Annotated in this window: 26 protein-coding genes; 4 read left to right on the top strand and 22 right to left on the bottom strand. The window is 28.4% G+C overall.

What is annotated here, in order from left to right:
* Positions 1-23: 23 nt before the first annotated feature.
* From ATR_RS01635 to ATR_RS01580, 12 genes are all read right to left on the bottom strand, one after another.
* Positions 24-2,378, bottom strand: coding sequence for a PD-(D/E)XK nuclease family protein (locus ATR_RS01635; protein ID WP_115427758.1), 2,355 nt, complete (start codon positions 2,376-2,378; stop codon positions 24-26).
* Complete coding sequence (locus ATR_RS01630) at positions 2,368-2,928, bottom strand: hypothetical protein (RefSeq protein ID WP_115427757.1); 561 nt, start codon at positions 2,926-2,928, stop codon at positions 2,368-2,370. Before ATR_RS01630 ends, ATR_RS01635 begins: the two co-directional genes overlap by 11 nt.
* 1 nt (position 2,929) lies before the next feature.
* Positions 2,930-3,556: a hypothetical protein gene (locus ATR_RS01625; RefSeq protein WP_115427756.1), complete on the bottom strand. Its 627-nt coding sequence runs from the start codon at positions 3,554-3,556 to the stop codon at positions 2,930-2,932.
* Between the two features lie 103 nt (positions 3,557-3,659).
* Positions 3,660-3,902, bottom strand: coding sequence for a DUF4006 family protein (locus ATR_RS01620; RefSeq protein ID WP_115427755.1), 243 nt, complete (start codon positions 3,900-3,902; stop codon positions 3,660-3,662).
* Positions 3,902-4,795, bottom strand: coding sequence for a c-type cytochrome (locus ATR_RS01615; protein WP_115427754.1), 894 nt, complete (start codon positions 4,793-4,795; stop codon positions 3,902-3,904). Before ATR_RS01615 ends, ATR_RS01620 begins: the two co-directional genes overlap by 1 nt.
* A 1-nt stretch (position 4,796) precedes the next feature.
* Positions 4,797-5,021 carry a CcoQ/FixQ family Cbb3-type cytochrome c oxidase assembly chaperone gene (locus ATR_RS01610; RefSeq protein WP_115427753.1) on the bottom strand — a complete coding sequence of 75 codons (225 nt, stop codon included), beginning with the start codon at positions 5,019-5,021 and terminating at the stop codon, positions 4,797-4,799.
* A 9-nt stretch (positions 5,022-5,030) separates the two neighbouring features.
* Positions 5,031-5,696 carry a cytochrome-c oxidase, cbb3-type subunit II gene (ccoO, locus tag ATR_RS01605; RefSeq protein ID WP_115427752.1) on the bottom strand — a complete coding sequence of 222 codons (666 nt, stop codon included), beginning with the start codon at positions 5,694-5,696 and terminating at the stop codon, positions 5,031-5,033.
* A 13-nt stretch (positions 5,697-5,709) separates the two neighbouring features.
* Entirely contained in the window at positions 5,710-7,176 is a 1,467-nt protein-coding gene (gene ccoN, locus ATR_RS01600; RefSeq protein ID WP_115427751.1) for a cytochrome-c oxidase, cbb3-type subunit I, read from the bottom strand.
* 165 nt (positions 7,177-7,341) lie between these two features.
* Entirely contained in the window at positions 7,342-7,815 is a 474-nt protein-coding gene (gene smpB, locus ATR_RS01595) for an SsrA-binding protein SmpB (RefSeq protein ID WP_115427750.1), read from the bottom strand.
* The gene (locus ATR_RS01590; RefSeq protein ID WP_115427749.1) at positions 7,815-8,579 is read right to left on the bottom strand and encodes a 4-(cytidine 5'-diphospho)-2-C-methyl-D-erythritol kinase; all 765 of its coding nucleotides are present in this window, start codon (positions 8,577-8,579) and stop codon (positions 7,815-7,817) included. The genes smpB and ATR_RS01590 overlap by 1 nt, the downstream gene beginning before the upstream one ends.
* Positions 8,572-9,438, bottom strand: a complete 867-nt coding sequence (gene truB / locus ATR_RS01585; protein ID WP_115427748.1) for a tRNA pseudouridine(55) synthase TruB — start codon at positions 9,436-9,438, stop codon at positions 8,572-8,574. The genes ATR_RS01590 and truB overlap by 8 nt, the downstream gene beginning before the upstream one ends.
* A 9-nt stretch (positions 9,439-9,447) precedes the next feature.
* Positions 9,448-11,502 (bottom strand): ATP-dependent helicase, encoded by a 2,055-nt coding sequence (locus ATR_RS01580; RefSeq protein WP_115427747.1) that lies wholly within the window; start codon positions 11,500-11,502, stop codon positions 9,448-9,450.
* A 115-nt stretch (positions 11,503-11,617) separates the two neighbouring features.
* On the opposite strand from ATR_RS01580, the gene ATR_RS01575 reads away from it, so the two are divergent.
* Entirely contained in the window at positions 11,618-12,514 is an 897-nt protein-coding gene (locus ATR_RS01575; RefSeq protein WP_115427746.1) for a LysR family transcriptional regulator, read from the top strand.
* 85 nt (positions 12,515-12,599) lie between these two features.
* Here ATR_RS01575 and ATR_RS01570 read toward each other — a convergent pair whose 3' ends face one another.
* The 5 genes from ATR_RS01570 to trxA form a co-directional block, all read right to left on the bottom strand.
* Positions 12,600-13,565 (bottom strand): TIGR01212 family radical SAM protein, encoded by a 966-nt coding sequence (locus ATR_RS01570; RefSeq protein ID WP_115427745.1) that lies wholly within the window; start codon positions 13,563-13,565, stop codon positions 12,600-12,602.
* Positions 13,565-14,911 (bottom strand): amidophosphoribosyltransferase, encoded by a 1,347-nt coding sequence (purF, locus tag ATR_RS01565; RefSeq protein ID WP_115427744.1) that lies wholly within the window; start codon positions 14,909-14,911, stop codon positions 13,565-13,567. Before purF ends, ATR_RS01570 begins: the two co-directional genes overlap by 1 nt.
* A 13-nt stretch (positions 14,912-14,924) precedes the next feature.
* Complete coding sequence (gene dapB / locus ATR_RS01560; protein WP_115427743.1) at positions 14,925-15,698, bottom strand: 4-hydroxy-tetrahydrodipicolinate reductase; 774 nt, start codon at positions 15,696-15,698, stop codon at positions 14,925-14,927.
* A 3-nt stretch (positions 15,699-15,701) separates the two neighbouring features.
* On the bottom strand, positions 15,702-16,631 hold the full coding sequence (gene trxB, locus ATR_RS01555) for a thioredoxin-disulfide reductase (RefSeq protein WP_115427742.1): 930 nt from the start codon (positions 16,629-16,631) through the stop codon (positions 15,702-15,704).
* A gap of 210 nt (positions 16,632-16,841) precedes the next feature.
* Entirely contained in the window at positions 16,842-17,159 is a 318-nt protein-coding gene (trxA, locus tag ATR_RS01550) for a thioredoxin (RefSeq protein WP_115427741.1), read from the bottom strand.
* A gap of 197 nt (positions 17,160-17,356) precedes the next feature.
* On the opposite strand from trxA, the gene alaS reads away from it, so the two are divergent.
* Together alaS and ATR_RS01540 are read left to right on the top strand one after the other, a co-directional pair.
* Positions 17,357-19,912 carry an alanine--tRNA ligase gene (alaS, locus tag ATR_RS01545; protein WP_115427740.1) on the top strand — a complete coding sequence of 852 codons (2,556 nt, stop codon included), beginning with the start codon at positions 17,357-17,359 and terminating at the stop codon, positions 19,910-19,912.
* 149 nt (positions 19,913-20,061) lie between these two features.
* The gene (locus ATR_RS01540) at positions 20,062-20,532 is read left to right on the top strand and encodes a hypothetical protein (RefSeq protein ID WP_115427739.1); all 471 of its coding nucleotides are present in this window, start codon (positions 20,062-20,064) and stop codon (positions 20,530-20,532) included.
* A 15-nt stretch (positions 20,533-20,547) separates the two neighbouring features.
* Here the strand turns inward: ATR_RS01540 and ATR_RS01535 are convergent, their stop codons facing one another.
* Positions 20,548-21,258: an SIMPL domain-containing protein gene (locus ATR_RS01535; RefSeq protein WP_115427738.1), complete on the bottom strand. Its 711-nt coding sequence runs from the start codon at positions 21,256-21,258 to the stop codon at positions 20,548-20,550.
* Between the two features lie 2 nt (positions 21,259-21,260).
* Positions 21,261-21,824: a hypothetical protein gene (locus ATR_RS01530; RefSeq protein WP_115427737.1), complete on the bottom strand. Its 564-nt coding sequence runs from the start codon at positions 21,822-21,824 to the stop codon at positions 21,261-21,263.
* 79 nt (positions 21,825-21,903) lie between these two features.
* On the opposite strand from ATR_RS01530, the gene ATR_RS01525 reads away from it, so the two are divergent.
* Positions 21,904-22,332 (top strand): hypothetical protein, encoded by a 429-nt coding sequence (locus tag ATR_RS01525; RefSeq protein WP_115427736.1) that lies wholly within the window; start codon positions 21,904-21,906, stop codon positions 22,330-22,332.
* 1 nt (position 22,333) lies between these two features.
* Here the strand turns inward: ATR_RS01525 and ATR_RS01520 are convergent, their stop codons facing one another.
* Genes ATR_RS01520 through ATR_RS01510 form a run of 3 tightly spaced genes read right to left on the bottom strand, consistent with a single transcriptional unit; the run spans position 22,334 to position 25,674 of the window.
* Positions 22,334-23,563: an ArsS family sensor histidine kinase gene (locus ATR_RS01520; RefSeq protein ID WP_115427735.1), complete on the bottom strand. Its 1,230-nt coding sequence runs from the start codon at positions 23,561-23,563 to the stop codon at positions 22,334-22,336.
* Complete coding sequence (locus tag ATR_RS01515; protein ID WP_228254256.1) at positions 23,560-24,237, bottom strand: response regulator transcription factor; 678 nt, start codon at positions 24,235-24,237, stop codon at positions 23,560-23,562. The genes ATR_RS01520 and ATR_RS01515 overlap by 4 nt, the downstream gene beginning before the upstream one ends.
* Before the next feature lie 12 nt (positions 24,238-24,249).
* Positions 24,250-25,674 carry a Do family serine endopeptidase gene (locus ATR_RS01510; RefSeq protein WP_115427733.1) on the bottom strand — a complete coding sequence of 475 codons (1,425 nt, stop codon included), beginning with the start codon at positions 25,672-25,674 and terminating at the stop codon, positions 24,250-24,252.
* Positions 25,675-25,732 lie beyond the last annotated feature (58 nt).

Below are 25,732 nucleotides of genomic sequence, written 5' to 3'. Positions count from 1 at the left end.
GTTTCACAACCCTTTTTTAAAAACTATTCCCTATTACAGATAATTTTATATGGACAATAAAGACAAAGAGTTTTATCTTGTGTTTTACAAAAATCAATTTCACTTTTACTTTGCTCTTTTAAATCATCAAAGATAGTTTGTAAAAGCTCTAATTTTTCGCTTAAAACTATCTCCTCTTTCAAAGAGTTTTGAAATATATCATAGTAAAAGGCTTTTATATTTGCAGTTTCATACAGATTTTTTATTGCTAAAAAATAAAACTCTAGCTGAAAATTGCAAGATTTACTATATGTATTTATTGTATCTATTTTTAAGCTTCTTGAGGTTTTATAATCTATTAGCTCAAAATTATCTTCAGAATTTAGAAGCTTATCAACTCTATCTATTACACCAATTAGTTCAAAATCTCTATAATTTATAGAAAACTTTTTTTCAATATCTACAATTTGTCTAGTTTCTAGCCTTTTTTTATCATCTTCAAGAAGTTCTAAAATATTGTGTTTAAACACCTCTAAATCAAGAGTTAAAAATGGGTTATTACTTTTATGCTTTAAGAAAATCTCATCTATATTTGCATTTTTACTTTTATAATACTCTTCAAGCACACTATGAACTATATTTCCCAATTCAAAACTCTTTGGGAGTTTTGAAATTGTATGCTCCTTTAGTTTCAAAATATAGTTTAAATACCATCTTCTTTTACACTCCAAAAACATTTTCAAAGAACTTGCAGACCAAGTTTGTTTTGTTAAATCAATCTCTTTTAAAATCTCTTCATCTTTAAATTCAAGTTTTCTACTTTTGTATAAAATATCTTTATAAATATCATCATTTATTGAACTCTTTATATCACCAAATAACTCATAGGCAAACTTTGAAATCTCACTCTCTTTTGAGCTAACATAAGAGATAAATATATTTTTTGAAGAGTTTATTAACTTTTTATAGTAATACTTTTGAAGATTTTCTCTATCATTTTTTGTTGGTAAATTTGACAAATATTTTACTTTTGTAGATAAAAACTTATCTTTTAGTGAGATTTTTGGAATAAATGAGTTATTGAAATCACAAATAATAATAGCTTCAAAATCTATAAGTCTAGTTTCAAGAAGCCCCATAACAGTTATTTTTCCTGAGTGTGCATCATCTAAAGATAGTTTTGCCAGTTTTTGAAGAAATATCTTGTAAATATCTTTTAGTCTTAAATCAAAGTTTTGTGAAAAAAGAACAAAACTTAGTTTATATACTAGTTCATCATATTTTTCTATTAACTCTATATTTTGCTCACTAGTTTTTAGAAAATCTGTTATTTCTAGAAATTTATCTTTTTTACAAACTCTATTCCAATTCTCTCTAATCTCTTTTTCTATAAAGTTTATATCTATGCCTAAGAACTTAATCTTTTCTCTATTTTTTATATCATCTTCTATTATAAAATTATATATTGCATCTACTTTTTGATATAAATTTTTATTTAAAATACTCTTTCCCATAGCAAAGTTAAAATATTTTTCTTTATCAAAAAGCTCTAAGCTACTTGAAAAGCTCTCATCTGGTAAAACAATAGCAATATTATTTGGATTTATTCCCATATTTACACAATTTACCACTGATGACTTTATATATGCGATTTGATTCAGTCTTGAAGAAAACCCTTTAATCTCAATATTCTTTATATCTCTTTCTAAAACTATCTCACTAATTATCTCTTTTTTTGAAAGGTTTACAATATAGTTATAGTCTAATTTTAAATCAAAATTCATCTCTTTAAATATTTGAAGAGATTTTTGATTGTAGATATTTGAGAAAAATGCTATCTTTATCTCTTTTACTTGTGCTATCTTTTCTATAATTTCAAACTCTTGTTTTGTAAAATAACCTTCAAAGTTTATTGTAATATCTTCAAATAACTTCAGATATTCAATATTTATCTTATAATTATCTTTTAAATTTACTCTATCAACAAACAAATTTTTATCCAAAAGCTCTTTATAGTTTTTTAAAACTTCATTTAAAATAGCTAAATGCTCACTATAAAACTCATAAGTATCTTTTGTTTTAATATCATTTATCTCAATATCTTCACTTGATATTTCCAAAAAAAATCTATAAATATACTCACTTTGAGTTAAAAACTTTGTAAAACTAGAACTAATCCCTAGTTTTCTAATATCAATATCTTTTACAGCTTCGCTTAAAAGTAATACTCTTTGTTCTTCGTCGCAATAGATTTTATTTTCAAAGTATATAGATTTTTTTAAGAAATCATCAATTGTAAGGCAGGTTGGCAATAAAGTATTTAGAGATTTTTTTCTCTCTAAATAACTTCTAATTGCTCTTTGTGTAGGAAAAATTATAAGTTTTTTTTTACTTAGCATTTGTTTTTATAAAGATATATCCTATCTCATTTTCAATTTTAAAACTACCTGTTATAATCCAATTTGTCTCTTCACTTAGATTAAAATTTGTAGTATATAAATTTTTTTCATTTATAAAGTTTTCATCTTTTAGATTCAAATTACTATCATCTGACATAGTTTTTGTAATAAGTAAATCAATAGATATAGGCATTTTCTCATTTGTAGTTTTATTAAGAACTACAATATTTAGACTATTGTCTCCAACTTTTAGAATATCTTTGTGGTTTGAGTATTTTTCAATAACTCTTTGACCATATTTTATATCTTCTGTTGTAAGAGGAAAAATCTTTCCATTTAAATCTAATTCTAAACTATATTTTTCTAAAAAATTTATATTTGATGTCATTATAGAGTTATAATTTTCATCTACGTATTGGTATTTTTGCATAAAACTTCTATCTTCTATAACAGGAGCTTGTGTTGCTTTATAAATTGTCCAAATAATCATATAAACAGTAAAAGCAAAAATTGCTATAAAAAACAGTGGCCAATAATTTCTTTTTTTCATACTATTTTCTCTTTCGTAAAATTGCATAAATATATGCTAATAGTGCTGCAAATAATACAAAATATATAAAAACTCTCCAAATTGTACTAGCAACTTTTCCTTGATTCCCAATATTGTTTTCAAGTTCAATATTCTTTGAATCTGCCAATTTATCAGCTATTGCTGCATAGCCATTTAAAACAGAAGCACTAATTTTTGAAGCAACTGTATTTTTATCTTTTGATGCCAATAAAGGCACAACATAATCATCAAGGATTTCATTCTTATCTATTATTTTTTCTAAGCTATCACTATAGTATAAATTAACATGAGTATCTTCAAGTGAAATTGTTATTATCACATAAGGGTTTTCAATATTTTTTAAAATATCTAATTCATAATTTCTTATATAATCTATTTTCTCTTTTGTAGTTATATTTTTATCTAAATCGAAACTAGAAGTTGCATAAACATAAATATTTACACCAGTTTTTGTTTTAACTTCACTACCAATCTCAATAATTTTATTTTTTGCTCTTATATCTATTAAATCATCTTTTAGTATAAAATCTTGTGCAAAACTGTTTGTAAATAAAAAAAGTAGAAGTGAAAATATCACCCCTACTTTCAAAAATCTAAAATTTCTCATTTAACCAACAAATACTTTTGCTTGGTCAAAAAATGCATAATAAATTGTCATAAGAGCCGAAACCAAAAGCAAAATAGTAATTAATCTGTCCATACTTCACTCCTTATTTACCATTACCAATTAACTGGTAATGTTTATAGTTATCAGGACTATTTGCTTTTAAGGCATTTAAGTCTTGATTAATTTGATAAGCATTAGAAGCTTCTCTTTGCTGAACTAAAACACCATTAAAAACTAATACTACAAGGATTGTTAAAAGTAAAACAACAGCTACTAGCATTCCAGTAATTCCATGTAACTTAAAAATTCCTCTTTCATTTTCATTCATTTGTGTATTATTTGCCATTACTTATCTCCTAAACTTCTAATATATGAAGCTAAAGCTCTCTCTTGTGTCTCATTTAATCTTGATTCAAAGCTTGGCATATGACCTAAAAGTCCTTTTTTTCCATCTTTTAATACTGCAAGAACTAAAGCATCATCATAAGCTTTGATATTTGGACCTACCATTGGCATTCCTTCTCCATTATCTCCATGACAAGCTGCACAAGCTGCAAAAGCTGCTGGTTGCTCACCTTTAAATCCACTTGCAACATAAGCAGATACATCTGATATATCTTTATCATCTTGAAGCATCATTGGAGGCATTCCACCTGGATATGCATCAACTAAATGGTTTGATCCATTTCTAATAGTAAATTCTACTTGCTCTTTACTCATTCTTTTTGTTAAGTTTTGAGCTTTTCCATTAATCCCTTCAGCATCAACTCCGTGACAAGGAGCACATTGTACCAAAAATACTGATTGCCCCATAGCTTTTAAAGTTTGCTCATTTGGATTTTGCCATTTGCTTTCAAACTTTGCATTATACTCATTTGTCTCTTCATTCCATTGACCAATTTGAGAAAACCCATTAATTGGATAACCAACTGTGAAATACCAAAACATCCAAATAATAACACCAATATATGCTATAGCCCAACCTGTTGGAACAGCATTTTTGTACTCACCAATTCCATCCCAATTCTCATCAGCAAGTTCACCACTTGCTGTATCATTTTTCATCTGATTAATATATTTTAAAACAACAAACGTACTAATTGTGATAATAGCAGCTGCTCCTAAAAATGTTAATGCATTGATATAATCATCACTAATAAAAGCATCACCTGCAACGAAGTAAGTTCCTGCCATTAATGCGATGATAAGAATTATTCCACCTATAATCATAGATTTCATCTTATTTCTCCTTATTACCTATAACTTTTTTAATATCTCTTTTTTCAAGAGGAACTGAAACACTTGAATCATCATGTACAAGCTTTGAATACTTTTCAAAATCTCTTTCACCCTTTTTCTCTCTTCTATATAAGGAGAAAGCATAAGAGTAAAATAGTATAAATACTACTAAAATCAAAAAGAACTTTGCATAACCTTGAATTGTCATTAGTGTTTCATAATCCATAACCAACCTCTATTTTAAAGAATTTAAATATGCAATTAATGCAACTATTTCAGGAACTTCACCATTTGCAACAGCTTGTTTAACCTTCTCATCTTTCATATCAGCAGCAATAGCTTTAGCTTCTTCTAAAGCAGCAGCTTTAGCTTCTTCCCAAGTTCCCAGCTTTGGCATACCTTCTTGATCATATGGAGTGTTAAATACTGCTTTTACAGTATAAGCTTCAGCATATGCAGTTTCAATATCAGCAATATTTGTAAAATGGTGCTCATATGCTGGCATAATACTTCCAGGTACAACTGCTTTTGGATCCCTCATATGGTTTTCATGCCAATCTGTAGTTCTATAGTTTCCAACTCTCATTAAATCAGGTCCAGTTCTTTTTGAACCCCATAAGAATGGTCTATCATAAGCATACTCTCCTGATAAAGAATACATACCATATCTATCAGTCTCTGATTTAAATGGTCTTACTAATTGAGAGTGACATGCATTACAACTATCTTTTATATATACTTGTCTTCCTGTTAATTCCAATACAGAGTATGGTTTTGTACCAACTGTTGGTCTAGCCTGTTTTGCAAAATCTGGAATTGCTTCAATAACTCCTGCAAATGCAACAAATAAAAATACCATTACCGCAAAGAAAAACGGTCTTTGTTCTAACCAATGAAACATTTTTTCCCCTTTCTTAAGCAGCTACTGGTGTTGCATTAGCTGGTTCTTTATCAAGTACTCTTCCACATCTAATAGTTTTATAGATATTGTAAGCAAACATAAAGAAACCAATTAAGTACATTAAACCACCAACTGCTCTAATTGTATAGTATGGATGTAACACTGTAACTGTATCAATAAATGAGTAAACTAATGAACCATACTCATCATAAGCTCTCCACATCATACCTTGAGTAATACCAGCAATCCACATTGATGTAAAGTAAAGTACAATTCCAACTGTTTGTAACCAGAATTGTGTCTCCATCAACGATTTAGAGTATAACTCTCTTTTGAACATTCTAGGAACCATATGGAATAATGCTGCCATAATCATAAATACAAGCCATCCTAAAACAGCATCATGAACGTGTCCTGGAATCCAATCTGTAAAGTGTGCAATAGCATTTACTGATTTAATAGATTGAATTGGTCCTTCAAGTGTTGTTAGCATATAGAATGTTGATGCTAAAACCATAAATTTGATTACAGTATTTGACTGTAACTGATTCCACTCACCTTTCATAGTTAAAAGCATATTAATAGCAGATCCCCATGATGGTAAAATTAGAACAACAGACATAACAGAACCCATAGTTTGCATCCAATCTGGAACAGTACTATAAATCAAGTGGTGTCCACCAGCCCATAAGTAAACAAATAGTAATCCCCAGAATGCTAAGATTGATAGTTTATATGAGTAGATATTTTGCCCTGACTCTTTTGGTAAAAAGTAGTAAATTAATGCAATAATTGGAGTAGTAAATACGAATGCAACAGCATTATGTCCATACCACCATTGAATAATCGCATCATTTGTACCTGAATACATAGATACAGAGTGAATCCAAGAACCATATCCACTTACAAGTGCAGTTGGAACTTCCATATTATTGAATAGATAAAGCATTGCAATTGCTATAAATGTAGCAATGAAATACCAAATAGAGATATATAGTGTTCTTTCTCTTCTAATTCCAATAATCCCAAATATAGAAATACCCCATAAAACCCAGAAAACAACAACTAGAATATCTAATGGCCACTCAAGTTCTGCATACTCTTTTGATGTTGTAATTCCCATAAAAAGTGTTACAACAGCTAAAAGAATTGTTATAAAATATACCCAAAAATGAAGTTTTGCAACCACCATTAAAAAAGGAGACTCTTTTAATGAAACTTTTAAAACTCTTTGTGATATATAATACCAACCAGCAAAAACTCCACTTAGTGTAAATCCAAATGCAACACCATTTGTGTGTAGTGGTCTTAATCTACTAAAAGTACCGTACTCTCCTGCTAAATAGTTTAGCTCTGGAAAAGCTAATTGAAAAGCAAGTACAACACCAATTGTCATACCAATGATACCAAACAAGATTGTCGCAAATGTAAAACACTTAGCAACAGAGTAGTCATACTCAATTTGTGCACTGTTTTGCATCAATTTCCTCCTAACAAAAATTTATATACAAGTCACAAAATGTCACTCATTAGTCAAAATAGTATCTAAGAAAAACTTAAACTAAACAAAAAAATTAACAAAAAATTAACAATTTAACTTCATTTTTGATATATTTTTTAATAAAAAATTAAGATAAAAATTATCTTATTTATAGGATTTCATAGCTTGTTCACTCTCTCTTTTTAGACTCTTTTCTTTTAATACTTCTCTTTTATCATGTAGCTTTTTACCTTCTGCCGTTGCTACTTCAACTTTTATCATATTTTTAGAGTTAAAATAGAGTTTTGTACAAACAAGAGTGATTCCTTCTTTAGTCACTTTTGAGTACATTTTTCCTATTTGTTTTGAATGCAATAGAAGTTTTCTAGGACGTTTTTCATCTGGTCTATATGTTGTATGTGTTGTGCTTAAGTGTGAAATATGTGCATTTAAAAGAAAAACCTCTCCTTTTATTATTCTTACAAAACTATCTTTTAAGTTTACTCTTCCTTCTCTTATTGCTTTTACTTCACTACCTTCTAACACAATTCCAGCTTCAAGGTTATCTAAAATTGTGAAATCATGAAATGCTTTTTTATTTCTAAATACTAAATTTTTTTTTACTTCTTTTTTTGCCATTAATTTTCCTTAAAAACTTTAAAAAATGAGCTTCCGCTTCCACTAAAAAACCATCCACTTGTTTCAAACTCTTTTAAATTTTGGTTCAAATCCAAAGCTGGAAGATACAAATCATTTGCTTCATATATGCTAAGTTTTTCTAAAATATCTTTTGAATTTGTAGAAAACAATTCCTTAACTTCATTTCTATTTAACTCTTTATAGAACTTTTCTCTAAAATTTTTATATATTTTTCCTGTATCGCAAGCTATTTTTGGAGTAATTACTTCAATATTAATTAACTCTTCCTCAAACTCCTCAACAATCTCTCCAACTCCACTAACATTTGCACTATTATATTCATATATAAAAAAAGGGACATCTGCTCCAATATTCAAGCCGATTTTTGCCAGTTCATCTTTACTTAAATTTAAACTACAAACTTGGTTAACCATATTTAAAAAGGTTGCACAATTTGAACTTCCACCGCCAAGTCCTGCAAACTCTGGAATAGTTTTATCTATTTTTACAATATTTTTTTTAAAGAACTCTTTTACCTTAGGAAATTTTTCAAGCTCTTTATAGGCTTTATATACTGTGTTTTTTTCTAAAGCACAAGAAAAGTTCCCTAAAATTGAGAAATCTTCAACATCTTTTCTTACAAAACTAATAGTATCAAAAACTGTTTTTACCAATACAAATCTTGAGGCTATTAGATGATAATTATCTTTAACTCCAGTAATTTTTAAAAATATGTTTACTTTAGCATAAGATTTTTTAGTCATTTTTAACCTCTATTTTTGGAACTTTGTTTAACAGATATTTTACTTCATTATCAATTATCTCTATAATTGAAAAAAAAGTATCTACTTCAATAATATATTTTCCATTATCTTTAATGTCTAAATAATCTTTACTTATTCTTCTACCAAACTCTAGCCACTCTTTTGTTCCAGTATAGTTATTTTTTGGTAAATCTATAAAATCCATAGGATTTAACTCTTTGTGGTTTTCAAATCTAAATTTTCCCTCACAAACTCTTTCAAGATAACTCAAAGTTCCAATGGAACCAATATTTCTTAAAAATATTTGGGCAAGAGAGCGAATATATGAACCTTCACTAACTTTTACTTCAAAACTGATAAAAGGGTGATTATATCTAATAAACTTTATATCAAATATTTGCATAATTGAACTTTCTAATTCAAAATCCAAACCTTCTCTAGCAATCTCATAAGCTTTTTGCCCATTTACTCTTTTTGCTGAAAATTTTGGTGGAATATACTCTATGTTACCTTTTAACTTTTCTATCTCTTTTTTTACAAAATCAATATTTAATTCTTTTTCAAACCCTATACTATTAATTCTTTCAATATCTAAAGAGTCTGAACTAACACCTAACCAAATAACAGCTTTATAGACCTTTGGTGTTTTTTCTAAATATTTAAAAAGCTTTGCATATTGTCCAAAAGCAACTATCAAACACCCTTTTGCAAATGGGTCTAAAGTTCCACTAAATCCAGCCTTTTTATTTTTATAAGCTCTTTTAAACTTATTTAAATAAAAATTTGAGCTAATAAACATAGGTTTTTTTACAACAAATAGTTTATTTAACTCGCCTTTTTCATAAACTCTTTTTTGCAAAACAAACCTTTAGTTTTTCTCAACAAAAGATGATAATATATCTCTTTTTTGCCCACCAAAATTTATTGTGAGCTTATAATCTTTTCCAGCATTAACTGCTTTTTCAACTCTTCCTTGTCCAAATATCTTATGATTTACCATATCGCCTTTTTTAAAACCTGAGCTTTTTTCAATTACCAAACTCCCTTTAACCAAACCACTCTCTATTAAAAATCTACTTTTATTTAGTTGTGTTCTTTTCCCTTTGTAAAATCTTGAGTGGACAAAAGATAGAGTTAAATCATCCATAGCTCTTGTAAAAGCTACATAACCTAATCGTCTCTCCTCTTCTAAATCTGTTCCATCCCCAATTATTGGGAAAAATCCCTCTTCTAAACCAATTATAAATATATATTTAAACTCCAAACCTTTTGAAGCATGAATACTCATCATAGATACAGCATCTCCACTATACTCATCGCTTTGATTTTCAAGGGCTATCTCATTTAAAAAATCTTTTAAATCTAAATGTGGATTTTGAATAAAAAAATCTCTAATATATCCATAAAACTCATCAATATTTGCTTGTCTTTCAAAACCATCTGGAAGATTATCATATGAAGCCCTATAATCAAATGCTTCTTCAAAACTATCTAAAAGCCTCATTTTTGACTCGGCCATAAGCTCCCTTAAATCCAATATTGAAGCTTCAAAAACTTTTATTGTCCTTGCATTTTTTTTACCTACAATTGCACTTAACTCTTCTGGTGTCGCTTTTTGTATTAACTCAAAGATCCCAATTCCTTGATTTTGTGCACTCTCTTCAAGTTTATCAATAGTAGTTTGTCCTATTCCTCTTTTTGGTTTATTTATTACTCTTTTTATAGAAAAATTATCACTTAAATTTGTTAGAATTCTAAAATATGCTATTAAATCTTTTATCTCAGTTCTTTCATAAAACTTCATTCCACCAACTAATTTATAACTAAGACTTGCTTTATTAAATCCCTCTTCTAAAGAACGACTTAGAGCATTTACTCTAAATAAAATTGCAATATCTTTTGGATTTTTTCCACTATTTATCAAACTTTTTATATCATCAACTATTTTCCTAGTCTCATCATTTTCATCGTGTGATTCATAGACTTTTATAGAGTTACCTTTATCTTTTGTACCTACAAGTTTCTTTCCTAATCTATCTCTATTGTGCTCTATTAAAGCATTTGCATGTTGTAAAATAGTATCAGTTGATCTATAGTTCTCTTCAAGTTTTACTATAATTGCATCTTTAAAATGCTCATTAAAATTTAAAATATTTTTAATTGAGGCACCTCTCCATCCATAAATACTTTGGTCATCATCTCCAACAACACAAAGATTATTATGAGTTGAACAAAGAAGTCTTAAAAGTCTATATTGAAGTTCATTTGTATCTTGATACTCATCTACCATTATATATTGATATTTTTGACTAGTAAGTTCTGCTAATTTTTGATTATTTTTTAAAATTTTGTAAGGTAAAAGGAGTAAGTCATCAAAATCTACAAGATTATTTTTAAAAAGATGCTCCTCGTATTTTTGATAAATATCTGCAATTTCACTATATAGTTTACCTTGTGCTTGTGCTTTTACTTCACTAGGTGTCATAATAGAGTTTTTATATTTTGAGACTTCACTTCCTAAAAGTGCTGTTGGTATCTCTTTATTGATTGATTTTAAAACTCTTCTTTTATCATCACTATCTATGATTATAAAGTTATTCTTTCTATCTAATTCCCCTATATAAAACTTTAAAAATAGAAGTCCAAACTTGTGAAATGTACATAAAAGTGGTGGTGTATTTAAACTATTTGTATCCAAAAGAGAAAATGCTCTATCTCTCATTTCATTTGCTGCTTTATTTGTAAAAGTTAAAGTCAAAATAGATTTTGGATCTATCCCAATAGAGATTAAATAAGCTAATCTTGTTGTAATAGTTTTTGTTTTTCCACTTCCAGCACCTGCTAGAATTAAAAGAGGTCCATCTATATGCTCTGCTGCACTTTTTTGTGACTTATTTAGTGATATTAATAAATTTTCAGACATTTTTTCTCCAATAAACTTTGATTATACCATAAAATTTATAAAATTATTATATCTCTTAATTATTCTATATATAAATAAATGTTATCATTCCTACAATTTATTTTTGGAGAAGTTAATGCTAAATGATTTTGCTAAATTAGAGACTTTTTTAACCGTTGTAAGAGAGAAGTCTTTTTCTAAAGCATCTGCAAAACTAGGTATTTCACAACCTGCTGTTACTCAACAAGTGAAGTTTATAGAAGATTATCTAGATGTTCAAATTGTTGACAGGAAAAAAAATGGTATTAAACTTACAAAAGAGGGACAAATTCTTCATGGGATTGCTCTAAAGATTGAAAAATGTATTAATAATGCTGAAAAAGATCTTTTAAAGATAATGAACAAAAGTACTACCTTTATTTTTGGTGCTAGTTTTATTATTGGAAACTATATACTTCCTAGATTTTTAAATAACTTAAAAGAGAATATTCACAATGATGTATCTATAAATGTATCTGTTTCACATGAAGCAATAGATGATTTACTTGATAAAAAAATAGATATAGCTCTTGTTGAAAATTATATTGCAAATGATGATATTATTTATAGAGAGTGGATGGAAGATGAAATTGTGATTTTTTCAAACCAAAAGCTTCCAGCTCGTGCGAAACCAGAAGATTTACTTTCATATAAGTGGATTTGTAGAAATCCTGAATCAAATACTGGCTCTATTTTTAAGGAGTGCCTTGAGAAAGAGAATTATCCTGATTGTGATACTTTTGAAGTTACAAGCGAAGTTACAAGTGCTACAACTATTGTTCAAACTGTTTTACACTCTGATAAAAATGCAACTCCTGCTGTGTCTATTGTATCAAGAAATGCTATTGAATCACTACTTAAATCAGGGGCTTTATTTGAATCAAGAATTGGAAATCAAAAAATGTTAAGAAAACTATATATTGCTTATAGAAAAGATAGAAAACATGATGCTTTTATAGAAAATGTTGTTGATTATCTTTTAAAAATTAAATAGTTTATACTCAACAAACAACTAGAGTGCTTAGTCTTTAGCACTCTTTTTAATATTTTATTAATTAAGCAAAAGATTCAAATAAGTTTTAATAACTATATCCCTCTTTTTCTAAAGCAAGTCGAATATTTCTCATTTGTCTATGTTTATCTTTGCACCATAAAGGAGATAATAAGGTATCATCATCTATTCCAGCTGTTATTCGCTGAACCGAAACATTTTGCGGTAAATTAACAATAGATTTAACGACGGTATCAATATATAACTCTTCACTTATAGGAGTAAATCTTCCTTTTTTAAACTCATTTGTTAAAAGAGTATTTTTTACAACATAAAGTGGATGAAACTTGATACTATCAACCTTTAAATTAATTGTTTTTTTAAATGTTTCCAACATCATCTCTTGATTTTCATCTGGTAAACCATAAATTAGATGTCCACAAACATTTAAACCTTTTTGCTTTGTTCTTTCTATCCAATAAGTCATATTCTCTACGCTATCAGCACGATTTATCTTATCTAGTGTAGTTTGAAAAAAACTCTGTATTCCATACTCAATCCAAATCTCTTTTTCTTTTGATTTTTCATATAAATAATCTAAAATGTCATCTGTTACACAATCTGTTCGTGTACCAATACTAAGCCCTATAACTTCATCAAAGCTAAGAGCTTTTTCATATAAAGCTTTTAAAGTTGAAAGTGGAGCATAAGTATTTGTAAAAGATTGAAAATATACTATAAATTTTTTTGCTTTAAATTTATTTTGTAGTCTTTTTTTAGTAGCAAGAAATTGCATTTCAAGTTGTTTTAGTTGATTGTCCAAAAATGGATTATGTTCTGTATTTGGATTTAATTTAAATTTTGTTTTCTTTTCTTGCAAATTTGGGCTAAAAGAGTCGTTTTCACAAAAAGAGCAACCCCCTTTTGCTTTTGTTCCATCAATATTTGGACATGTAAATCCAGATATTGATATTGGAACTTTATAAACCTTTTGTCCAAACTTCTTTTTGAAATACCGACCAATAGTCAATACCTCTTTTAAATTTTCACTCATTATGCTTTTACGAAATAGTCTCCATCAAAACTTTCAAGTGCATAGTGTCTATCATCTCCTATTGCACTTATTAAATCTTCTATTGAAAGATACTCTAAACTATCTGCTTCAATATATTTACAAACCTCATCTTTTGTCATTTGAGTTGATATTAATTCCTCTTTTGTAGGGGTATCAATTCCATAAAAACAAGGAAATTTTATCTCTGGACTCGCAACTCTAAAGTGAACCTCTTTTGCTCCTGCTTCTTTTAGCATTTTTACTATTCTTTTCGAAGTTGTTCCTCTTACAATTGAGTCATCAATTACTAACAAAGATTTTCCAGCAATTATTGAACTCATAGGGCTTAGCTTCATCTTTACTTTTAAGTTCCGCATCTCTTGAGTTGGTTCTATAAATGTTCTTCCAATATAGTGATTTCTTATAATTCCATACTTAAAAGGAACTCCACTAGCTGCTGCATATCCTAGAGCTGCTGGAACTCCACTATCAGGAACTGGCACAACCATATCATATTTTACTTTGCTATTTGCATCATTTTTTGCCAAAGCTTTTCCCATATTCTCTCTTGTTGTATATACATTCTTACCATCAATTACACTATCAGGTCTTGCAAAATATACATATTCAAATGCACATGGTCTAAACTCAGGCTCAAAAAGTTGAACAGATTCAATATCATCTTCTTCACTAAAAATTAGCATTTCACCTGGTCTTATATCTCTTATAAATTCAGCCCCAACCAAATCAAAAGCACAAGTTTCACTAGCAACTATATATCCACCACTTTTTAATTTTCCTAAAGACAGAGGTCTAATCCCATATCTATCTCGTATTACAAACTGCTTACTTCTACTTTGAACAATAAAACAGTATGCTCCAATAGTTCTATTTAATGCTTCTATTATTCTATCTTTTAAATGATCTTTTGTATTTTTTGCTATTAGATGGATTAAATTCTCAGTATCCATTCCAGTTTGAAAAATAGCTCCTTTATCTATCAAATCATTTCTAACTTCATCTTTATTTATTAGATTTCCATTATGAACTATTGATATTTGTCCTAATTTATACTTTGCATAAACAGGCTGAGCATCTAATACTGAATCACTTCCAGCTGTTGCATAACGATTATGACCAATCGCCATATTTCCTCTTAAATAAGTTAAAGCCTCTTCGTTGAACACTTCAGAAACCAAACCTCTATCTTTTTTTGTATATATTTTTCCATCACATGATGATGAAATTCCAGTTGCCTCTTGACCTCTATGTTGCATGGCAAAAAGAGCTATTGAAGCTAATCTTGCTGCATTTTCATTTCCATAAATTCCTACTATTGCACACATTGTTGATTTCCTTTTATAGACCTAAAGCATCATTAATTGAGTAAAGATTTGCATCTTTTTTTACAAGCCATTTTGCAACTTTTAAAGCACCTTTTGAAAAAGTATTTCTAGCAGTTGCTGTATGATTTAGCTCTAAAAATTCTCCATCATTATATAAACCAACTGTATGTCTTCCAACTATATCTCCACCTCTTAAAGCCATAACTGCTATTTCATCTTTAGTTCTAGCTCCAATTTGTCCATCTCTTCCTGATATTCTTACGTTATCAAGGTCTAACTCTCTTGCATTTGCTGCATGCTCAGCTAAAGTTAAAGCCGTTCCAGAAGGTGAATCTACCTTATATCTGTGATGTTGCTCAACAATTTCAATATCAAAATCTCTTAATGTTTTAGAAGCAAGAGCCACAAGTTTATTTAAAACTGCAACTCCTAAACTCATATTCGTAGCATATAAAATAGGTACTAGCTTACTAGCTTCAAGAAGTAGGTTTTGCTGATGTTTACTAAGTCCTGTTGTTGCAATTACAAGTGCTTTTCTTTTTCCACCTTCTACAACTGCGCTCAAAAGCTCTTCTGTTGCAACTGGGCTTGAAAAATCAATAATTACATCACTCTCATCAAATAAAATATTAATATCATTTGTTACAACTGTATCATCTGGCAATACTTTTTCAATTTTATCAAAGACATGAACACATGAAAGTATAGCTTCACTATCATTTTTCAAATCATCTATTAATAGACTACCAACTCTTCCCGTACTTCCTAAAATACCTATTTTAATCATCTTTTATCCTAAATATTCAATTATATCAACAGCTGCAGTTGCTCCATCTCCAGCTGCACAAACAACCTGTTTTGCCGCATCAATTCTTATATCTCCAGCAGCATAAAGACCTTTTATATTTGTTCTCATTTTTAAATCAACTACAACTTCCCCATTTGGGCTCATCTCACATAAAAAAGTTCCATCTTCTTGTTTTAGTGGTGCATTTAAAACATTTCTTCCAACAAAAACAAATACACCAGGAGTTGGTAAATCTCTTATTTCTCCTGTTTTATTACATTTTACTTTAAGTCCTAATACTCCACTAGCATCTCCAAATACCTCTTCAACAGATACATTTGTAACTTCTTCTATATTATCAGCATTTTTCATATGAGCTATTGTACTAGGTGCCGCTCTATAAGTATCTCGTCTATGCACTAAATATACTTTTTTACACATTTTTGATAAATAGTAAGCTTCTTCTAAAGCTGAATCTCCTCCACCAACAACTGCAACTTCTTTTCCTCTATAAAAAAATCCATCACAAGTTGCACAAGTAGAAACTCCTCTTCCAAAAAACTCATCTTCACCTTTAAAACCAGCTCTTCTTGGAACTGAACCTGTTGCCATTAAAACTGATTTTGCTTCAAACTCTTTTTTATCACTTGTTAAAATCTTAAAAGTGTCTCCACTTTTAGTCACTTTTTCTACTTGAGCCATTTCATGTTTTAAACCAAATTTTTGACACTGTTCTGGCCATGATGCCATTAAATCCATACCAGTCATAACTTCACCTTGACCTGGATAGTTTTCAATCTCACTAGAACCAGTAATTTGACCCCCTGGCATTCCCATTTCAAACATCACAACATTTGATAAGCCACCTCTTGTAGCATATAAACCTGCTGTTAAACCTGCTGGTCCTCCACCAATAATTGCTAAATCCAACATTTTGACTCCTTTTTTATAATATATAATATACCATAACTCTTTTAAAATAGAATGGTACTAAAAAATTTCGTAAGCCAATATAAAAGTTCTTACAAAACTAAGGAAAAATTTTATCATTTAATATTTTATATCTATCTTAATTGGCTTTATAATTAAAAAAAGGAAGATGAAAAACACCTTCCTTTATACTCTTTTTATTTTTAGTAAAAATTATAATAAAGAGTTAATTTTATCTGTTAAGGCTTGTTTTGATGTAGCACCAATTAGTTGGTCTTTAACTTCACCATCTTTCATAAAAATAATTGTAGGAATAGATCTAATTCCGTATTTAACAGCTAAATCTTGCTCTTCATCTGTATTTACTTTACAAATATTTGCTTTTCCTTCAAAATCTCCTGCTAACTCATCAATAACTGGAGCAATCATTCTACAAGGACCACACCAAGGAGCCCAAAAATCCACTAAAGATACACCTTCTTTTGTTGTTGCATCAAAATTTGCCGATGTTAATTCAATATATTTACCCATTTTTTATCCTTAATATTAATTTTTTTTAAACTATATATTAACTTACCCTTGTATATTTACAATTAAAGTTCAAAGATTTTACCTTTAAAAACCTTAAATTTTGTTTTATTATTAATATTTTTTTAAATCTTACTAATCAAGAGTAAATAATATTTTTGATAAAATCAAGAAAATTTTTATAGATGGAAAACAGTATAATGGATATTAGAAAAGAGTATTTAGAGTTTTTTAAAAATAAAGGTCATGAGGTAATATCTTCAATGCCTTTAGTACCAGATGACCCAACTTTGATGTTTACAAATGCTGGAATGGTTCAGTTTAAAGATATTTTTACAGGAAATATCCCTGCCCCAAAAAATAAAAGAGCAACATCTTGCCAACTTTGCATAAGAGCTGGAGGGAAGCATAATGATTTAGAAAATGTTGGTTATACAGCACGACATCACACACTTTTTGAAATGCTAGGTAATTTCTCTTTTGGAGATTATTTTAAAGAGGATGCTATTGCTTATGCTTGGGAGTTTGTAACGGTTAATTTGAGCCTTCCTATTGAAAAGCTTTGGGTTACAGTACACAATAGTGATGATGAAGCTTTTAATATTTGGAGTAAATATATAAGCAAAGATAGAATTTTGAAATTTGGAGATAAAGACAACTTTTGGTCTATGGGAGATACTGGAGCTTGTGGTCCTTGTAGTGAAATTTTCTATGATCAAGGAGAGGAGCACTTTAATGGTCCTGAAGACAAAATGGGTGGAGATGGAGATAGATTTTTAGAAATTTGGAATTTAGTATTTATGCAGTACGAAAGAACAAAATCTGGAGAACTTTTAGCTCTTCCTAAACCATCTATTGATACAGGAATGGGTCTTGAAAGAGTTATTGCAATAAAAGAGGGAGTTCTTAATAACTTTGACTCTTCAAACTTCAAGCCAATTATTGAAACTTTAGAAGAAGTTGCGAATAAAAAAGCAACTAAAGAGAATATTGGTTCATATAGAGTAATTGCAGACCATTTAAGAGCAACTTCATTTATGCTATCTCAAGGGATTCTTTTTGGAAATGAAGGAAGACCTTATGTTTTAAGAAGAATTTTACGACGAGCAATTAGACATGGATATTTAATAGGACTTAGAAAACCTTTTATGGCAAAACTTGTTGATACTCTTGTAAATATTATGGGTGGACATTATGTTGAATTAAAAGAGAATTCAAACTATATAAAAGAGCAATTAACTCTAGAAGAAGAGAGATTTTTCAAAACTATTGATTTGGGAATGAGCTTATTTAGTGAAGAGTTATCAAATACTAAAGATATTTTTAGTGGAAGTGTTGCATTCAAACTATATGATACTTATGGTTTTCCTCTTGATTTAACACAAGATATGCTAAAAGATAGAGGCTTAGAAGTAGATTTAGTAAAATTTGAAGAGCTTATGAAAAACCAAAAAGCTATGGCAAAAGCTGCTTGGAAAGGTAGTGGAGATAGTGCAAATGGTGGAGATTTTAAAACTCTAATAGAGAAATATGGTTTAAATGAGTTTGTAGGATATACAAATATCTCTTACTCTTCAAAAATAGTGGCACTTTTAGATGAAAACTTCAGTGAAGTAGAAGCTTTAAAAAATCAAAAAGGATGGGCACTTTTAGATAAAACTCCATTTTATGCAACAAGTGGTGGGCAAAATGGTGATATTGGAGCAATAGAATTTGATAGTACAAATATTATGGTTTTAGAAACTTCTAAATTCCATAACCTAAATTTATCAAAAATAGATGTAAAAGATATAGGGATATCAAAGAATCAAATAGTTAAAGCTGTTGTTGTAAATAGATATGAGATTGCAAAACATCATAGTGCTACACACTTACTTCAAAGTGCATTAAAGATGGTTTTAGGAGATAGTGTTTCACAAGCTGGATCTTACAATGATGATTTAAAACTAAGATTTGACTTTACATACCCAAAAGCTATGACACCTGATCAGATAAATGAAGTTGAAGATTTAGTAAACTCTATGATAAATAGAGCATTAGTTGGAGTAGTAGAAGAGCTTCCACTTGAAGAGGCTAAGAAAAAAGGTGCTATTGCTATGTTTGGTGAAAAATATGGTGATATAGTAAGAGTTATTAGTTTTGGTGGAGATGTTTCTGTTGAGTTTTGTGGTGGAACACATGTAAAAAATAGTGCTGATATTGGAAGTTTTTATATAATAAAAGAGAGTGGGGTTAGTGCTGGAATAAGAAGAATTGAAGCAGTTGTTGGTGCTAGTGCTTTTAAATATACTAAAGAACAGATAAATAAATTGGCTCTATTACAAACTGAGTTTAAATCGAATGATATAATTTCAGGTGTTAAAAAACTAAAACAAGAGATAAAAGAGCTTAAACATGAGTTACAAAATGCTCAAAGCAAAACTTCAACTCCAATAAATGAAGAGTTAATTAACGATACTAAACTAATAGTTAGTGTTATTGAAAATGGTGATTTAAAGAAAATTGTTGATGATAGTAAAAATGCAAATGAAAAAGTTGCCATCTTACTTCTACAAGCAAAAGATGACAAAGTTTTAATAACAGCAGGAAGTAAAAACACTCCTATAAAAGCTGGTGACTGGGTAAAACAAATTGCTACTATCTTAGGTGGAAATGGCGGGGGAAGAGCTGATTTTGCAACTGCAGGAGGAAAAGATACAACAAAGATGGAAGAAGCAAAAGAAGCTGCTATTTTATGGGCAAAAGATAATTTATAAATTTAGGCTTTATTCTTGAAGACATTTAGTTTTTCTTACAAGGAATACTAAAAAACACAAGGCTACTTTTAGAAGATTCTTAATCTTGCTTATACAATATTATAAATATAGTTCCTTTTTAAATGGGAACTATTTAAAAAGGAGTTTTTATGACTGAATTTTTTTTGGAACACTCTAAATTAATTTTATTCTTTCACCTACTCTCTGTAGTTATCTGGATTGGAGGAATGATTGTAATTAGATTTTCAGTTCACTACTCTTTTTTTAAAATAGATGATGTTAAAACAAGACTAGAAAGAATATTAGAAAATTTAAAAAAGTTTTTTTATATGGTGATTATTTGTATTTTAGCTATCTATATAACTGCTATTTTAATGCATATTGGACTTGGTTTAAAAGCAAATTTTATAGCTATTTTAAAAGAGATTATACTTTTGATTATGACTTTTATCTTTATAAAAATTTTTATACAAAGATACAAAGCTGCCAAATTCTTTAAAAATAGTGAGTATATTTTAGCAAAGAAAGAGCTTGAACCAATAGCTAAATATCTTATTCCAATAAATATTGCTTTTGGATTAGTAGAGATTTATCTAGGAATAGCTCTAAGAGGATTTTAATCCTCTTAAAAAGTTTTAATCAGCTAAATAGTACTCAATAGTGGATACTACCCTAATATTTTTTATGTGATCACTATTTTTATCACGACTTACAACCTCAAACTGACCTTGACTAGCTTTTTTGATTTTTCCTAATTTACTATTTGAATCTTGTGCAAATTTTTGTGCAACAGCTCTTGCATTTGAAGTAGCTTCTTCAATCATACTTGGTTTTATTTCATTTAATTTTGTATAAATATACTCTATTTTACTATCGTAATCATCTATTTTAAATAAAACACCTTTTTGAGAAAGTTCTGATAGTTTACTACTTAAAGCTCTAATTTTATCAACTTCCATACTATAAATATTTATAACTTTTGAAGCTAAATATCTCATTGCAAAATCTTGATTTGAAAACTCATTAGCCATCTTATCAACTATTGACACTGCACCTAAAGTTATATCTTCATCTTTGATACCATTTTCTCTCAAGAATTTTATAACTTTGTTGGTATCTAGATCAATTTTTTGAATTAATGCCTCTAAATCATTACTTGTTTGTGTCATTTTTATTGGCATAATTACAACATTTGCTAAAACTTCTTTTTCAGATAAACCTTTAACAACAACCGTTCTATCAAGCTCCTTAAATTTTACAATTCCATTTGCTACAAAAACCCCCAATCCTATTAAACCAAAAAATAGGAATATTCCTAAAATAAATGATGAACTTCTACTTTGCATTTTTACCTCCCAAAATCTGAACTATCTTTTGAAAAATATGAATAAAAGAAATTGAACCTAACTAAACTACTAAAATAGTCTATATCTAACCTAGGTCTATTTATATATATATTTTCATAAGACATATCATAGTTTTTTATCAAAGATGTAGAGTAAACTCCACTATAATCTACCATTAGCTTATCTTCAAAAACTGTATATTTATTTATAATATTTACATAATATAAATTATCTACTAAATAAGTAGATACTTCTATATTATCAAACTCTTTTTTCTCAATCACTTTATACGATTTTGCCTTAATTGTATCCATAAAGAAAGATACAAAATAGCCTCTTGCTAAGCCATTCCATTTACATGAGCTATCAAGACTTATATACTCAGTAAATATTTTCCCATATTTTATATTATCAGCTAAACTAATATATGAGAAATTTGTACATCTATCATAGGTATTTTGCTTCTTAACTATATTTGTAAACTCATTTTGAATTAAATTTGATTTTGTAGTTGCACAAGATACAAAAAATAGTGAAATTAGTAAAATAGATATTAATCTAAACATTTCAAACTCCTTTTACAACTAAAATTGTACTCTTAAATAGATTTTAATATAATAAAGTATTTTATGTAAAAGAGTATTTATGACATATGAAGAGTGGTTTAAATCCCAAGCAAAATTGCACAAAACTATTATGAATAAGCTTAATAATAAATCAATAGGTGAAATAATTGAATATTTCAGATATGAAAATATGAAAATAAATGAACCAGATTTTTGTCCACTTTACAAAGAAAACAAAAAATGCCATGAAATGGAAAATTTAAACTGTTACTTATGTGCTTGTCCATATTTTGTATTTAATGATAATGGAATTTTAAAACAAAATGAAAAAACCCTATACTCATTTTGCTCTATAAAGTCAAAAAATGGCTCAACTTTTGAAGGAGATGATTATATTCATCATGATTGCTCTAACTGCACTATTCCTCATAAAGAAAAGTTTATTAAAAAAAGATTTAATAAAGATTGGTTAGAAATCATGAAAAATGTACTAATAAATAAGCTTTAAATTAATTATAATTTAATAGCTTTATGATAAAACAATTTTTACCATCAATATGCTCATACTCTAGCTTAAATTTATGTAAATTTACAATAGTTTTTACAATATAAAGCCCCAATCCAAAACCACTACTTCTTTTATCTTCCTGATAAAAGGCATCTGTATAAAAAGAGAGTTCATTCTTCAAAGGCTCTCCATATGATATTACTTTTATAATATTTTTATTGGCTTCTATAATTGCTTTTTTATTTGTTGAAAATTTAATTGCATTATCAAGTAGATTTTTAAGAGCTATTGACATCATATAAATATCAACTTCAAACCAAAAATCTTCTATTTTTTGCTCAATATTTTCTGAATTTATTAGCATCAATTCCATTGTTTTTTGAAAAATTGCTAAGAAATTTATCTTCTCTTTATAAATCATAGTATTTTGTGAAGTGAGTTTCTCTACAGTTGCCAACTCTTTTATAATATCATCCATTCTTCTAAATGCTCTTTGAAGATTCTCTCTTGTTTTATCATCATCAAGTGTTTCCGCAATAAACATAGCTTTAGTAATAGGAGTTTTAAGTTCATGCATCATATTTCTCATAAACAAATCTTTTGATTTTGATTGATTATTGATAATATTTATAGCTTCATTAAAATTTTTAGCTATTGTTCCTACCTCATCATGGCTTTTATATTCTAACTTTATATCTCTATTTCCATTTGAAAATTCAATAATTTGTTTATTTAAAAGCCTCAAAGGTCTTAATTTTCTATTTAATATTTCATACAAAAATATAAATACAATCAAAGAGAGAACAAACCCAGCAATTATAAAGGCAACATTATAATTATGTTGTTTTGTATCTCTTAAAATAATATTGTAACCATATCGTTGTACATATATATAATAAATATCATCAAATCTATATACTCTATAAGTTCCAAGATAATTTTGTGTAATTTTTAACTCTTGAGCGTTGTTTATAATCTCTAACTTTCTATCTCTATCTTCTATTGGCTTTACATTAAATTTTTTGTAAAGTTCATTTAATCTTTGAGCATTTGGATGGTCTTGAAAAAGTATTAAAAAGTTTTCAGCGATTAACTCATATCTATTTTGTAAACTTAAATCATACCTCTCTTTATCATATCTTATAAATATAGCAAAAGTTAGAAAAATAGATACAAAAGCTAAAGCAAAAATTATATTTACAAAAGTTGATATGGAGATATTTCTTATCATATTAGCTGATAACCAATACCTCTTACTGATTTTATATATTGTTTAGAATTATCAATATTTGCAAGTTTTGTTCTAATTCTTGAGATTATTACATCTATATTTTTTAAAGATGACTCATCTTCTATATTATCGCTATTATAAATAAAATCCTCTCTTGAAACAACTCCATGGTTTCTTTGAATAAGTAGTTTTAAAATATCATATTCAGCTAAAGTCAATACCAAACTCTCTCCTTTAAAAAGAATTTGCATATCACTCTCTTTTAACTCAAAAACTCTATTTCGTTGAGCTTTATTATCCTCTATTTTGTTATCTACTCTCTTCAAAATCGTTTTAATTCTAGCTTGAAGTTCTCTTGGATTATATGGTTTTGGCAAATAATCATCCGCTCCTCTTTCAAGTCCCATAACTTTATCCAAAATATCATCTCTTGCTGAACTTATAATTATTGGAATTTGAGATTTTTCTCTTATTTTTGGAATAAGTTCTAAACCATCTATTTCAGGTAAGGTTAAATCTAAAATTAAAAGTTGATACTCTTTACTTAAGTTTAACATTGATAGCCCATTATATGGACTATCCGTCGTTGTAACATCTATATCAAAAGATTTTAAATAATCTGTAATAATTTGAGCTAACTCCAAATCATCTTCTATCATAAGTATTTTAATAATAATTTATCCTTTCTATTGAATTACAAACATAATAGTTTGTCCATATCGATTTATATAAACTCTTTTATGCTCTTTATTATATCTCTTTAAAGCTGTTTCTATATTAGAATAATTTTTAATCTCAACATCTTCTATTTGAATAATTATATCTCCAGCTTGAAAACCTATTTTTTCAGCCTTAGATTTTGGTTCAACATCTGTGATTAATATTCCCATACTCTCAAGAGGTAATCTATATTTCTTAATAGTTTCAGGAGTAATAGTACTAACTTTTAATCCACTTAAAATTATTTGATTATTATCAGGTAATGCACCAGATATATTTGATCTATCTGCTAAAACTATATCCAAAACAATATCTTTTTTATCTCTTTCTATCTCTAATTTAATCTTTTCGTTTGGCATAAAAGATGCTATTGCATTTTGCAAACTATTTCTATCTTTTACCTCTTTACCATTTATTGAATAAACCAAATCACCTCGTTTTAATCCATACTTTGAAGCTGGTGTATCATTTGAAATATCTAAGATTATAGCCCCCTCTTTTCTCTTATAAACTTGTTGGCTATCTTTATCTAAATCAACAATTACAACACCTAAATAACCTCTTACAACTTTTCCATCACTTACAAGTTTACTTACTACATCTTTTACCATCTCAACAGGAATTGCAAAACCAATACCATCATTTCCACCACTTTTTGACAATATTGCAGTATTTATTCCTATTAGTGCTCCTCGGCTATCAACCAAAGCTCCACCACTATTTCCAGGATTTATAGAAGCATCTGTTTGAATATAATTTTCGTATCTATTTATTCCAACTCTATTTTTATTTAAAGCTGATATTATACCCATAGTTACAGTATTTCCAACTCCAAAAGGATTACCAATAGCAAATGTTACATCACCAACCATTAAAGAGCTAGAATCTCCTAATTTAATGGGAGTTAAAGGCTTATTTATATCAATTTTTACAACAGCAATATCACTATCCTTATCTTTTCCTATTAGCTTAGCACTATATTCAGCTGGGTCATCTCCAATAGTTACATTTATCTCTTCAGCATTCTCAACTACATGGTTATTTGTAACTATATAACCATCTTTTGTAACAATAACTCCTGAGCCTAAAGACCTTTGAACTCTATTTTGTTTAAACTGATTTGAGAACTCTTCTCCAAAAAATTTCTTGAAAAATGGGTCATCAAACATCTGTAAAGGAAGAGTGTCCATATTTGGGTTTACACTTCTTTTTGCAGATATATTTACGATAGAACTAACAGAAGATTTTATGCTATTTCCAAAAGATAAAATCTGATTTTGCTGATTTGGATTTACTCTTTGAGGATTTTTATCCATCTCTTCAAACTCAATATTTTTTGCAAAAAGCACACCAGCTAATGCTATAGATACAAAGAAAAGTTTTTTATTCACTTTTGCCTTCCTTATTTATTAAAATTATATTTATAAATTTAACCTATCAATGTAAACT

This window comes from Aliarcobacter trophiarum LMG 25534, assembly GCF_003355515.1.
Lineage (GTDB): Bacteria > Campylobacterota > Campylobacteria > Campylobacterales > Arcobacteraceae > Aliarcobacter > Aliarcobacter trophiarum.
The sequence above is the reverse complement of the archived record's forward strand: the minus strand, read 5'-3'. Positions and strand labels throughout refer to the sequence as shown.